This window comes from Acinetobacter sp. ANC_7654 (assembly GCF_056779855.1).
In genome coordinates this window covers 246,561-259,988 of record NZ_JBWYIR010000001.1, presented here as the reverse complement: position 1 = coordinate 259,988, position 13,428 = coordinate 246,561, and the positions used below count along the sequence as shown (strand labels likewise).

Genomic DNA, 13,428 nt, shown 5'->3' with positions numbered 1-13,428 from the left:
TTTTTATGATGCTTAAGATTTGTTATTCCAATCTTGTTGAACTTGTTGTGCAATAGTCGGATAGTCCATCACAAAACGAATGTGGCTTTCAACGCCAGTTTTTAATGTCGCATCATCTACAATAAATTGAGGGTTATGATTGGGTGCAGCCTTACTCATCTCTTGATCTTGAGGTGTTGCACCAATGAAAATGAACAATGAAGGCATAAGTTGACCATAATAGGCAAAGTCTTCACTTGCGCTTGCATTGTTTTCAAGCACATGTAATTTATCTTCACCGTGAACTTTCGCAAGTGATGGCGCGATGAGTTGAGTTAGCGTTTTGTCGTTCGTGGTGACGGGGGCATAAGCGGCAATTTCTACTTTGGCTTTTACGTCATTTGCATGAGCATTATGTTCGATCAATTTCGGTAAATCCTTGAGAATATTCTGGCGGACCTCTTCATTATTTGATCGAATCGTGCCAACCATATTGACTTGCTCTGGTATCACATTTCCTACCGTTCCACCTTGGATACTGCCGATACTGATTGCCCCCATACCTTTGGTTAAATCTGCACGACGGCTGATCAAACTCTGCATATTACTAATCATTTGAGATGAAGCGTAAATGGGATCGCGTCCAAGCCATGGCATAGAACCATGAACTTGTTTTCCACTGACCTGAATGCGCAAGTGATCTGCACTGTTTAAAATAGTGCCATCTTTATAAAAAATATGACCACTAGGCATACCTGCCATAACATGCATACCGAAGATCACTTCAGGCTTAGGATTTTTTAAAGCCCCATCTGCAATCATCTTACGTGAACCAATTTGATCGCCATGGCTAAAGTTATCAATATCTGCTCCACCTTCTTCAGCTGGTTGGAAGACAAACACAACAGTACCTGCAATTTTATCTTTATTTTCCGAAAGCACTTTTGCAGCGCCGAGTAACATTGCTGTGTGAGCATCATGTCCACAGGCATGCATCACTGGCGTTTCTTTACCTTGATAGGTTGCCTTTGCTTTACTCGCAAAAGAAAGTCCTGTTTTTTCCTCGATAGGTAATGCATCCATATCTGCACGTAATGCCATCACTGGGCCAGGTTTTGCACCTTTAAGAATTCCGATTACACCTGTTTTGGCATAGCCTGTGCGGACTTCAATTCCATATTTTTTTAATTCTTTTTGAACCAGAGCCGAGGTTTTAAATTCCCTATTGCCGAGTTCGGGATGTTGGTGAATGTGCTGTCTTAATTTGATGGTATGTTGTTCAACCGCGTTTACACCGTCATCAACCCAATCTGCAAAACTCAAGGTTGAACAAAGGGGTAAGATAGTACAAGCAGAAAATAGCCTAAGTGAGATCATGAACTCAATGTCCTAAAAATCCAAAAGTTTTAGGAGCTTCTCATTCACTTCTGATGGTTGCAAAACTTAACAGGTATATCAAAATACATGAAAAGTATAGTAACTATGAAGCTTTGATTTTTAATGCTTTATCCATAGATTTAAAGTTGTTATTATTTGTAAATTATTCATTTTAAATAATTATTTTAATAGTTGTGGGGGAGCTGATGGGCGTTGAAGAAGAACTTAAGCATAATCAAGATGTCATGATTCAACTTCCGTGGACTGTGCCACAACAGCCTTTATATACTGCGAATATCCTAGTTGATCCTGAGACTCAGAAAATACCTTTGGATTTGAATGTAAGTTCGACTGATACCACAGCGATTTGGATTACTGGATTATCATTTATCGTGACAGCATTCATTGTATATATGTCCACAAAGCAACAGATAAAAGCGAACAGAGAGTTAATAGAGAGTCAAAATAATCGTCTTGAACTTGAGTTTGAATGGAAAAGAAAACAAGAATGGAATAATTTATTTAGAGAGTTTTCATCTGATTATTTAGCGGCAATTACTGAGTTGATTTATGAAACAGAAATGTATGAGCAAGAATATTTTGAAATGGATAAAACAAACAGAACATCGCTCAGTATCTTGTCTGTAAGGGCTTTAAGTAATATTAAAGCATTACATTCTAAAGCAATTTTATCTTTCCATAAGTTAGCTCAAATTCTTGATGAGGATATAGAACCAAGTCATAAAGAGTTAATTTTATTCGGTGACACTTTTAATGAGTTATTTTTTGATAAAAGGAAAGAGTTAGATGAAGGAGATGTTCCTGAAACATTAGGTAATCATAAGAAAGCTTCGAAAAAATTCTTAGGTTTATTGAATAAATGCTTATCAGTTGAAGAGATAGAAGAATGTAACGAGAAAACAATCTTACAAGCAGTATCTAAAATCAAGAGAAGGATTAGCAAACAGATGAAAGTTATCTCAAATCAGAAAAAAGCAGCCTAAGCTGCTTTTCATCACTTTTCTTTCGGCTCAGGTGGTGTCATCCCAAACTGTAAATATGCCTGATTCGTCGCAATACGACCACGAGCAGTACGCATCACATAACCTTGCTGAATTAAATAAGGTTCGATCACATCTTCCAGCGTGCCTGAATCTTCTGCCATAGCCGCTGCTAATGCTTCAACACCTGCAGGACCACCATCAAAACGTTCTAATAACATGGATAAATAACGGCGGTCGAGTGTATCTAAACCATCTTTGTCCACATTCAACATATCAAGCGCACGTTGCGCCATTTCTTGTGTGACCTCACCTGTACCTTTCACTTGAGCATAGTCACGTACACGACGCAGTAAACGGTTTGCGATACGAGGCGTACCACGAGAACGACGAGCCACTTCCTTCGAACCAGCTTCTGTGATTGGAACATCCATCAGATTTGCAGAACGAGTCACGATATGGGTCAAATCTTCAACCGAATAGAACTCTAATCGTTGGACAATACCAAAACGATCTCGAAGCGGAGAGGTCAGTAAACCGGCACGAGTAGTCGCAGCGACTAAAGTGAATGGCGGTAAATCCAACTTAATTGAACGCGCAGCAGGGCCTTCACCAATCATAATATCCAGTTGGTAATCTTCCATCGCGGGATAAAGGATTTCCTCGATCACTGGAGAGAGACGGTGAATCTCATCAATAAATAAAACGTCACCTTCTTCTAAGTTAGTGAGCATTGCTGCCAAATCACCAGCGCGCTCTAACACAGGACCTGAGGTGGATTTGAGATTGCCACCCATTTCACGCGCGATAATATTGGCAAGTGTGGTTTTACCTAAACCCGGAGGACCAAAAATCAAGGTATGGTCTAAAGCTTCACCACGTCCACGAGCTGCACCAATGAAAATTTCCATCTGCTCACGCACAACAGGTTGACCAATATAATCATCTAATGATGTTGGTCGAATGGCACGATCAAAATGATCTTCTGGTTTTTCAGAACCACTGATAATACGGTCTTGCATAATATGAGATCTTATTTATTCATCGATTTTAAAGCAGCACGGATAATATCGGATGCCTCGGTGAAATCACCTTTGACGGCATTGACTAACTTTTGCGCTTCTAGTGGCTTGTAACCTAATGACTGTAAAGCAGCTTCAGCCTCAGCGACAGCAGAGTTACCCGTAAACTGAATTTGCGCTGTTGTAGAATTGGATGTGGATGGATGAGCTGCAAGCGCCTTAAAGCGATCTCGAAGTTCAATCATTAAACGCTCTGCGGTCTTTTTGCCTACACCCGGAACTTTGACTAAAGTGTTTACATCTTCATGTTCAACAGTATGAATAAGCATGTCTACGCTGAGTGTTGAGAGAATACCCAATGCCATTTTGGGACCAACGCCGTTCACTTTAAGTAAAGTGCGGAAAATACTTTTTTCTTGTGCGTTGGAAAATCCATACAGTAATTGAGCATCTTCACGTACAGCCAAGTGCGTCCACAAAGTGACTTTTTGTCCTTTCTGCAATTGGCAAAATGTTGAGAGAGGTGTATCAACCTCATAACCAACACCATTTACATTCAATAAAACTGTTGGTGCTTCTAAAGCAAGCACTTCACCAATAAGACATCCAATCATTCAATTATTTCACTTATTTGTCGATGTTAAATTCACTATGCCAGCATAGTAGTGTTCATTGCTTCAGAACGCAAAATCAAAAAACACTTTATGCTCTTTTCCTGAACACTAAATTTAAGTTTTATAAAAATCCAACTTTATTCCCTTGAAGTTCCTGTGCCAAATGATAAGCCTGATGATCTGAAAATTTTGAGATCACATCTAAGACTTGCATGATATTGTCATAGTGATCATCACTAAAACGAACACCTAAGCCTGAGATAATAGACAGTAAACGTCCTTCCTTAAAGTTATGAATTTTGTTTGGTGTTGTAAGTGGAATAAATGCATCTAGTATGTGCTGTAAGCTTTGATGTGCAATGATTTCTAAACCAGATTTTTGAGGGTGCTCAAAGATTTTCTCCCGTGCTAAATTCTTTGCACAATCAATTCCTGCTTCGATATCGGGCGAGCAATATTGGAGTAAACTACCTTTAAGCTGTCCTGACAAAATTTCAAAATGATGTTTAGCAAAAGCGGAAGTGACTTCATCAACCAAGCGTTTCATCACACGACCACGCAATGCTGCAATCTTTTGTTGCCACGTGGTGTATGGCATTGCAAGTTCAGCAGGCGTGCCATAGTCACCGAGCAGATTTAAAAAAATAGGTTCGACTTGCTCATAGCTGAGCATGTTAAGAATAATGCCATCTTCTAAATCGATCAGGGCATAACAAATATCATCCGCAGCTTCGAGTAAATAGGTGAGTGGATGGCGACAGAAATGATACTCACCATATTGTATAAGACCTAATTGGTGACCAATTTGTTGCAAAATTTCTTTTTCAGATTGATAGCAACCAAACTTAGCTCGTTTACTGGCAGGCGTATTTCCCTGAGAGTCAATGGTTTTAGAAAGCCATGGGTACTTTAAGTAAGCTCCTAAGGTTGCGTAAGTGAGGCGCATTCCACCGTCATTAGGGTGATAGTCAATTTTCGTGAGTAAACGAAGACCTTGAGCATTGCCTTCAAACTGGCGAACATCGGCCTGCTGTTCAGGGGTTAAACTCGATAAAAAATCGCCGTGTGATGCATCATCAAACCATTCTCGAATCGCATATTCACCTGCATGACCAAAGGGGGGATTACCAATATCGTGTGCAAGACAAGCTGCTTGAATAATTGCACCGACATCTGCAGGAGAGATCCACATAGGTAACTCATCACGAATTTTTTCAGCTGCCAGCATTCCCAAAGAGCGTCCGATGCAAGAAACTTCAAGGGAATGTGTTAGACGCGTATGAATGCCATCATGTTGAGTCAGGGGGTGAACTTGAGTTTTACGGTTAAGTTGCCTAAAACTCTGAGAAAAAATAATACGATCGTAATCTTTATGGAAGGGGCTACGTGCTTGTTCTGTATTTTGTTTTGAACTACCAAATCGAACTGTTGATAACAGTTCCAGCCAACGCATTTGAGTCATTTATCATTATTCATCATTACTGTATGGAACCATCATGCCAAAAAAATAGTGAAAAATATATGCTGACACGACATAATTTGGCGCATTGAAAATACATTTCAGAAAAGTTTAACAAGTTAAATAATGAGTATTAAGATGTTGATTTTAAGAGTTATTTTCCTAATATAATTCAATTTATTCACTCTGAAATCATATAAGAGTCTCTAATTGATTATAAAGATAGATATCAATCATGAGATGATGCGTGGATGCTCATCGGTTCGATAATTTTTTATCGAGATAGTATGCATAATGTATCTACTTTTTATGCCGATTGTTGATCAAATTGATCCTACGATTGGCAGAACATTTCAATAAAGCTATTGAAATTTGTCTATTTTGACCTCATGTTATCCTCATAAAGATGAATTATAGAGATGTGAATTTATATGTTATTTCATTTGCCGAAACTTCCTGCCGAAATTCGAGTCACTCACTTAAATGCGCGTATTAATGAACAACGAAAAAAAATTGCGCAAAGTACTGCATCTAAACTTGAACTTCTGCAGTTGTCTCAGCAGTTTTCAAAAGAAGCACGCACGCGTAAAAAGAATAATCAGAAAGTATATGTAATTGATTTTAAAGGTGACATGGCAGCTTCAGCTGTAGAGAATCTTCGTGAAGAAATTACTTTGATTTTGGCGACTGCTAAAGCAGGGCGTGATCGTGTCGTAGTTCGTTTGGAAAGTCCAGGTGGGATGGTACATGGTTATGGACTTGCGGCTGCTCAACTGGTGCGTCTGCGCGATGCTGGTTTTCATCTAACCATTTGTGTTGATAAAGTCGCAGCAAGTGGTGGATATATGATGGCATGTATCGGTAACGAAATTATTTCTGCTCCATTTGCAGTGATTGGTTCAATTGGCGTTGTTGCCCAAGTGCCTAATTTTAATCGTTTACTTAAAGAACATAATGTTGATTTTGAGCTTTATACTGCGGGTCAATATAAACGTACCGTGACCATGTTTGGTGAAAATACGGAAGAGGGTAAAGCAAAGTTTGAAGAAGAGTTGCAACAAACGCATGCATTGTTCAAGCATTTTGTTGAAAAATATCGTCCACAGTTAAATGTTGAAAAAGTAGCAACAGGTGAACATTGGTACGGTCAAGATTCATTAGATTTGAATTTGGTTGATAAGCTTCAAACCTCGGATGAGTATTTATTAAGTTTATTGACAGTGCATGATGTTTACTTAATTCAAACTCGCCGTAAACCTACCTTAGGTGAGAAATTAGGACTGCAAGCGGCACAAATGGCGGACAGTTTGATTCCTGCTGTGATGAATAAAGTTATGGACACTTTAGTCAAAACTAATGCGAACTTAGTGCAACTACGTGATCCTAAACTTTAAATTCAATGAAATAAAAAAAAGCCAATCTAATGATTGGTTTTTTTTATGATTTATCATTTGTATGGTCGAGAGTCTAATTTTCGATATAACATCACTATTCCTGTGATCATGGACCCAAGTGTTGCGAACAGCATATCTTTATGGGCATCCCAAATATCACCTTGTTGACCATTATAATTTTCTGCTGCCTCAGGGGAAAGATTAATCGCAATCGACCATTCAATCCATTCGTAAATGAGACTGGTGGCCATGACAAACTGAACCACAATAAGAAAAAGTACTCGTTCAGATAATTGTGGTAAATAGAATTGAATGATCCTCAGGAAAAAAGGATAGAGAAGTAGACCATAGGCAAAATGGACCAAGCGATCATACATATTTCGCTCCCAACCCATCTGTGCATTTAAATGTATGTTGAAGTAGTGCATCAAACATTCATTATAGGGAACATACGAATATAAATAGTGCGCCCCAAAAATATGAATGATCAGAAATCCAATATAGAGAGAAAATGCGATAAAACTCAAACCAACTTTCTTTTGTATATAGATCAAAAACACCAGCATTAAAGCTGTGCCAAGTTGATGTAAGCCATAAGAAGCATATTCAAGAGGCTTTATACTTGCCAAGATCAGCACTACTATGAAAATGAAGAATACGAGGCGGTGTTTAGGAGTAAAATTTTTGTAGTGCATTTTGTTATATGTTGATTTGATTAATTTCTTCATATGATTGTAAGGTATCAATCCTGAGAATAAGCTGTAGATCGCATTATTTTTATAAATAGTTGTTTATATCAGTAGCTCATTGCAATCATGGATGATCAGTTAGAATATGATTTATTTTGAGTTTTTATTATGACGGTTTCAGCTGCTTTTCTTGCACAGCAAAATGCATATTTTCATTATGAGTTTGAAGAGCTTACTTTGGATGACTTTCCTGAAGAGATCTCAGTATCACTCCGAGGAATGATGTTTAGGCATGACATTCAATATGCTCAAGTGACTCATTATATTTACTATAGCGATGTTTTAACTGGTGATGAATTAGAAAAGCTCAGAACTGACTTTATACGTTACTGTCCTGATGAAGCATGATTTTTATTGAAACATTTGATGAGTCTCATACAAAAAAAGCGAAGCCTAAGCTTCGCTTTTTTATTCAATACTATTTAGATTTTAGCAATCAAATCTTTAATTTGTTTCGCTTGCTCAGCAGCATTACCTGTATAAGATGCAGGTGTCATTTCAGCAAGACGCGCACGATCTGCTGCAGGAACAGCTTCTAATTCGTTACCATTCACAAAATTCACCATCATTTCGCGAGTCATTGCTTGACCACGAGTAAGGGCTTTAAGTTTTTCGTATGGTTTTTCAACGTTATAACGACGCATTACTGTTTGAATTGGTTCAGCGAGAACTTCTTGAGCGTTGTCTAAGTCTTCAAGAATACGGTCGGCATTCAATTCAAGTTTACCCACACCTTTCAAGCAAGCTTCAAATGCGATCAAGCTTTGTGCAAAACCAACGCCCATGTTACGAAGAACAGTAGAGTCAGTTAAGTCACGCTGCCAGCGAGAAATTGGGAGCTTTTCACCAAGGTGAGCAAGGACTGCATTAGCAATACCCAAGTTACCTTCAGAGTTTTCAAAGTCGATTGGGTTCACTTTGTGTGGCATTGTTGAAGAACCAACTTCACCTTCTTTTAATTTTTGTTTGAAGAAACCAAGAGAGATATAACCCCAAACATCACGGTTGAAATCGATGAGGATTGTGTTGAAACGACGAAGCGCATCAAACAATTCAGCCATGTAGTCGTGCGGCTCAATTTGAGTTGTATACGGGTTAAACGTGAGACCTAAAGATTCAACAAATGCTTGCGAGTGAGCAGGCCAGTTAATTTCAGGGTAAGCAGAAAGGTGAGCATTATAGTTACCTACCGCACCATTGATTTTACCTAGAAGCTCAACATTGTTGAATTGTTTGATTTGGCGTGCAAGACGGTATGCCACGTTCGCCATTTCTTTACCCAATGTTGTTGGGCTTGCAGTTTGACCATGTGTACGAGACAACATTGGTTGATCAGCGTGTTTTTCTGCAAGTGCAACAATTGAGTCCACGATTTGTTGCATAGACGTAGCTAGTACTTCACGACCGCTTTTCAGCATGAGTGCATGAGACAAGTTGTTGATGTCTTCAGATGTACAAGCAAAGTGAATGAATTCACCCGCATTTTTAAGTTCATCAATGTTTGCAATTTTCTCTTTTAAGAAATATTCAACCGCTTTTACATCGTGGTTGGTTGTGCGTTCGATTTCTTTGATACGGTTAGCATCGTCTTCAGAGAAATTTGCAACGATTGCATCTAAAGCTGCATTTGTTTCGTTAGAAAAAGCTGGCACTTCAGTAATTTCTGGGCGATTTGCAAGTGCTTGTAACCAGCGCACTTCAACAGTCACACGAGCATGGATTAAACCAAACTCAGAGAGGAAAGGGCGCAAAGCATCACATTTGCTTGCATAGCGACCATCTAATGGAGAAAGTGCGGTTAAAGCGTTCATAGCAATTCCTTAAACTTTGGAATGAAACGTAAAACAGAACTCGATATACATCAGGTTAAACCACCTGAAACTGTAAACGAGCGAGATCTTGAATATCTTTCAGTAACTTGCGTTTGGTGAAGATCATGCTCCATGAACTTCCACCTGACTGACGCCATAAATGCGCCATCTGTAAACCTGTAAACAACGAAGCACGAATACGATTGGTGTGCGAAGAATCCTTAAAAGCTTCTGCATTGCCTTTCACCATAATGCGAGGATTAATCTGTCCTGCAGTTTCGACATAGGTTTGAGCAAGGTTTGCAAGAATACTTGGATGTAGATAATTATGATCAAAAAAGGAGAGTTGTTTTAGTATTTTTTCTTGTGATTTTTCAATAATTTCAACGAATTTTGGGTTGCTATATACTTTCTTTTCTAAATGTAATAATGCCATTGCATAGGACATTGGAAGTTTTGCATTGGCAAATTTAGGTATTCTTGATTTTGGTGCAGTATTGAATGGTTGGGTGATGCTACTTTCTAATGTTTTTAATCCCAGAGAAATATCTGCAAGCTGGTTAAAAAAATCTAAGGTTTGACAATTCTTATTGGAAGTAGGGCGAATATTTAAACTCGCCTTAATTAATTGTTCTAAATAGAAGTTACCGTTTTCGCCAATATTTTGTCGACCTGCAATGGCTGTCATATGTGTCAGCTGAGTCGATTGAAATACTGCTGCCAAAGCCAAAGCTCTGTTTTGACGATCATTCAGAGTCTGAAGCTGCTGGAACGGTAACTCTGTCATGCCTGAAAATTCCTTTAAATAAAATCAGGTTTAGGCGCATTGGTATGATGAATCACACCGCCACCTAAACAAACTTCATCCGCGTAAAACACAACGCTTTGTCCTGGCGTAACAGCACGTTGAGGTTCATCAAATTCTACACGTACACCTTGCGGTGCATTTGGGTCATTAAATAAGACACATGCTTGATCAGGTTGTCGATAGCGAGTTTTCGCTGTGCAACGGAAACCATTTTCTGGAATCTCTTGCTCACCTGCAACCCAATCAATCGCTTCAGACCATAACATAGTACTTTGCATGAGGGGATGCTCATGACCTTGGCCAACAACTAAACGATTGCCTTCGATATCTTTGTGTAATACGAACCAAGCACCTTCTTCAGCGCCTTTCATTCCACCGATACCAATACCACCACGTTGACCGAGCGTATAGTACATTAAGCCGTGATGATCACCAACCTCTTTACCATCTTCAAGGACAATTTTACCCGGTTGAGCAGGTAAATATTGCTTCAAGAAGTCATTAAATCGGCGTTCACCAATAAAACAGATACCTGTAGAGTCTTTTTTCTTCGCTGTTGCAAGACCTAAATCTTCAGCAATTTTACGAACTTGAGGCTTTTCAATTTCACCGACAGGGAACAAGGTCTTGTTAATTTCACGACCATGAACGGCATGTAGGAAATAAGTTTGGTCTTTGTTGTTATCCACGCCACGGAGTAAAGGCGCATATTGCTCACCTTTAGAGTTGGTCATGGTTTCACCGCGACGAGCATAGTGTCCTGTTGCGATGAAGTCAGCACCTAATTTCATGGCATGGTCGAGGAATGCACGGAACTTAATTTCTTTATTACATAAAATATCTGGGTTTGGGGTGCGCCCCGCAGCATATTCAGCCAAGAAGTGCTCAAATACACGATCCCAATATTCCATTGCGAAGTTGGCTGTATGTAATTTGATACCGATACGATCACATACGGCTTGCGCATCTGCAAGATCATCCATAGCCGTGCAGTATTCTGTGCCGTCATCTTCTTCCCAGTTTTTCATGAAAAGACCTTCAACTTGATATCCTTGTTGAAGTAATAAAGCCGCAGAGACAGATGAGTCTACACCACCTGACATACCGACGATGACACGTTGTTGCATAGGATTAGGCATCCAAATTTGAAATTAAGGGAGAATTTTGGTGCTCATAAACGAGCGATAAAGGAAATTTTTGTCCTGATTGGGCATCTTGAATGGCTTTGATGACCAATGGGCTACGCGCGCGAGCCGTTTCTAATAGCTCATCTAGGCTCATCCAAACTGCACCTACGATACCTGTATCTAATGTTGCATTGGCAAAATACTGTGTTGATTTTGCTAAAAAACAGAAGCGGTAATAGGTACGATCCGGAAACATAGGTGGGGTATAGGTGTATATACCCAATAAATCTGTGACTTCAACTTGGTGACCTGTTTCTTCCATGGTTTCACGAACCGCGGCTTGAATAAGGGTTTCACCAGCTTCTACATGACCTGCAGGTTGATTAAAAACGGTGTGCATGACACCTTCCGTTTGTTCTTCTACAAACAGATATTTACCATCTTTTTCAACCACTGTTGCAACAGTGACGTGAGCAGTCCAAGCGGTCATAAAAAAGCACCAGATGAAGGGAAGGCATATTGTATAAAATTTTGAGGTGTGTGGCTATGATGGGAGGGGATTTCTTTGAAGGCGTTCTATCTTAAGTTTAACTAAGAAGTTCTTTGGATCAATAATTTAATAAAGGGCGTGGAACATGAAGAATCAACAAAAAAGCCCAATTTAAGTAAATTGGGCTTTTGAATGTAATTTAAGATTATGATTTATATGAAATAAAAAAGATAATTTCGCATAAGGTGTATTATGTTAATTTTAGGGGAATTTAAAAATTGAAAGAATAAAGAAGCGAAGTGCCTACATGGATCTGTTTTAATAAAAATAACAATTTATTACCCTATGATTTCAAATCTAAAGTTTTGATTCTACAAATAATTTTAGAGATTGATTCATGTATTTAAAATCTTTCCTTATAGATTTCAAATTATTACGCATCATAGGTACAAGTAGACCACTAAATGTCTCAGAATGTATGAGACAAGTGCTGTCATCTTCTTGGGAGCAAAGTTTAAAATGATGCTCACCATCTAAAAGACCAGAGATTAGAAAGTGACCTAGCCAGCTTAAAGACTGAGCATTTTTAACTTCCAATAGTGTAGGCTTAAATTCCATTGCTTTTTGCTTAGTTGGTTGAATCCTAATCTTTAGTTTTTCACCTATGTTTAACTTTCCTTAAACTTTACGGATAAAGGGATTCCAACTCTCATACGATTTAAAATCAGTCAGTACCTGCCAAACTTGCTCCGGTGTCGCATGAATATCAATATGTGTAGTTATCTTTAAAGAAAGCATAATTTACCTCGGGTATCTAGAATGGCGATTCTCTGCTTATAAGCATAATTTAGTAGGGTTATTTTTTTGCTGACAGTAATCCTCTTTATGGCAGACACATTTTCAAATGTCTCATCAGGTGACAATTTCTTTAAAAGTCTTTCTGTGCTGTAACCCCATGAAACTGCACCGAAAGCAATTCCTACCGATCTAGCTGCCTCATAATCGGTAATCTGATCACCTATATAGATAGTTTCTGAGGGTTTATAGCCTGCTTTTTTTAAAAGCTGCTTTAACCTAGATGCTTTTCCAAAAAAAGATGCACCACATTCAAAGTAATTAAAGTATCGACAGCTTGAACCAAGAATACGGGTCACATTTTCGTATCCATTTGAAGAAACCAGGCCCACTGTAATTCCATGTTCATTAAGGTGGGAAAGCATTTCATCGGTATGGTCGAATAGAGGAATCTTTGAAGGATTTACCTTCATGAGTTTTATAAAATTCTGAGTAATCGCAGGTAGTTTCCATACTGGTATTCCAAGAGTTTTCATTAGCTCTCGGGAAGGTATTTCTCTAAAAGATTCCACTTCATCTAAATGAATCTTCTTGAAAGAGTGCATGTCAGCCAGATGATTTATAGTTGAAACAAAGAAAGGAAATGAATCTGCTAAGGTTCCATCAAAATCGAAAATAACCAACTTATATAGTGTAGTTGGATAAGTTTGTGATAATACCATTTAATCTACTTTCTCTATATAAAATATTTTGAAATCATAAACTTGATGACTACCCCGTATTATGGGATAGCCACACTACT

The 13,428-nt window shown here is 38.6% G+C and carries 14 protein-coding genes; 3 read left to right on the top strand and 11 right to left on the bottom strand.

The window, feature by feature from the left end:
• Nucleotides 1-12: 12 nt before the first annotated feature.
• Nucleotides 13-1,356, bottom strand: coding sequence for an amidohydrolase (locus AC1M86_RS01250; protein ID WP_481607055.1), 1,344 nt, complete (start codon nt 1,354-1,356; stop codon nt 13-15).
• Between the two features lie 206 nt (nt 1,357-1,562).
• Here AC1M86_RS01250 and AC1M86_RS01245 point away from each other — a divergent pair, with 206 nt between their 5' ends.
• Complete coding sequence (locus AC1M86_RS01245; RefSeq protein WP_481607054.1) at nt 1,563-2,360, top strand: hypothetical protein; 798 nt, start codon at nt 1,563-1,565, stop codon at nt 2,358-2,360.
• 11 nt (nt 2,361-2,371) lie between these two features.
• Here the strand turns inward: AC1M86_RS01245 and ruvB are convergent, their stop codons facing one another.
• The 3 genes from ruvB to AC1M86_RS01230 all read right to left on the bottom strand — a co-directional run bounded on the left by ruvB (nt 2,372) and on the right by AC1M86_RS01230 (nt 5,455).
• Nucleotides 2,372-3,379 (bottom strand): Holliday junction branch migration DNA helicase RuvB, encoded by a 1,008-nt coding sequence (ruvB, locus tag AC1M86_RS01240; protein ID WP_035265728.1) that lies wholly within the window; start codon nt 3,377-3,379, stop codon nt 2,372-2,374.
• Between the two features lie 11 nt (nt 3,380-3,390).
• Nucleotides 3,391-3,993 (bottom strand): Holliday junction branch migration protein RuvA, encoded by a 603-nt coding sequence (ruvA, locus tag AC1M86_RS01235; RefSeq protein WP_481594236.1) that lies wholly within the window; start codon nt 3,991-3,993, stop codon nt 3,391-3,393.
• Nucleotides 3,994-4,114: 121 nt separating this feature from the next.
• Entirely contained in the window at nt 4,115-5,455 is a 1,341-nt protein-coding gene (locus AC1M86_RS01230; protein ID WP_035265731.1) for a deoxyguanosinetriphosphate triphosphohydrolase, read from the bottom strand.
• Between the two features lie 428 nt (nt 5,456-5,883).
• Between AC1M86_RS01230 and sohB the strand changes: the two genes are divergently transcribed.
• Nucleotides 5,884-6,846: a protease SohB gene (gene sohB, locus AC1M86_RS01225; protein ID WP_179998383.1), complete on the top strand. Its 963-nt coding sequence runs from the start codon at nt 5,884-5,886 to the stop codon at nt 6,844-6,846.
• 53 nt (nt 6,847-6,899) lie between these two features.
• Here the strand turns inward: sohB and AC1M86_RS01220 are convergent, their stop codons facing one another.
• Nucleotides 6,900-7,541: a DUF2238 domain-containing protein gene (locus tag AC1M86_RS01220; RefSeq protein WP_481607053.1), complete on the bottom strand. Its 642-nt coding sequence runs from the start codon at nt 7,539-7,541 to the stop codon at nt 6,900-6,902.
• 162 nt (nt 7,542-7,703) lie between these two features.
• Here AC1M86_RS01220 and AC1M86_RS01215 point away from each other — a divergent pair, with 162 nt between their 5' ends.
• A complete protein-coding gene (locus tag AC1M86_RS01215) occupies nt 7,704-7,943 on the top strand; it encodes a hypothetical protein (protein WP_092766082.1) in 240 nt (79 codons plus the stop codon).
• A gap of 74 nt (nt 7,944-8,017) precedes the next feature.
• Here AC1M86_RS01215 and purB read toward each other — a convergent pair whose 3' ends face one another.
• From purB to AC1M86_RS01185, 6 genes are all read right to left on the bottom strand, one after another.
• Complete coding sequence (gene purB / locus AC1M86_RS01210; protein ID WP_092766083.1) at nt 8,018-9,406, bottom strand: adenylosuccinate lyase; 1,389 nt, start codon at nt 9,404-9,406, stop codon at nt 8,018-8,020.
• Nucleotides 9,407-9,461: 55 nt separating this feature from the next.
• Nucleotides 9,462-10,193 (bottom strand): high frequency lysogenization protein HflD, encoded by a 732-nt coding sequence (gene hflD / locus AC1M86_RS01205; RefSeq protein WP_092766084.1) that lies wholly within the window; start codon nt 10,191-10,193, stop codon nt 9,462-9,464.
• 14 nt (nt 10,194-10,207) lie between these two features.
• A complete protein-coding gene (gene mnmA, locus AC1M86_RS01200) occupies nt 10,208-11,341 on the bottom strand; it encodes a tRNA 2-thiouridine(34) synthase MnmA (RefSeq protein WP_035265757.1) in 1,134 nt (377 codons plus the stop codon).
• 4 nt (nt 11,342-11,345) lie between these two features.
• The gene (locus AC1M86_RS01195; protein WP_035265740.1) at nt 11,346-11,831 is read right to left on the bottom strand and encodes an NUDIX hydrolase; all 486 of its coding nucleotides are present in this window, start codon (nt 11,829-11,831) and stop codon (nt 11,346-11,348) included.
• 678 nt (nt 11,832-12,509) lie between these two features.
• Nucleotides 12,510-12,629 carry an SRPBCC family protein gene (locus AC1M86_RS01190; RefSeq protein ID WP_481586643.1) on the bottom strand — a complete coding sequence of 40 codons (120 nt, stop codon included), beginning with the start codon at nt 12,627-12,629 and terminating at the stop codon, nt 12,510-12,512.
• A complete protein-coding gene (locus AC1M86_RS01185) occupies nt 12,617-13,348 on the bottom strand; it encodes an HAD-IA family hydrolase (RefSeq protein ID WP_481607052.1) in 732 nt (243 codons plus the stop codon). The genes AC1M86_RS01190 and AC1M86_RS01185 overlap by 13 nt, the downstream gene beginning before the upstream one ends.
• Between the last annotated feature and the right edge of the window lie 80 nt (nt 13,349-13,428).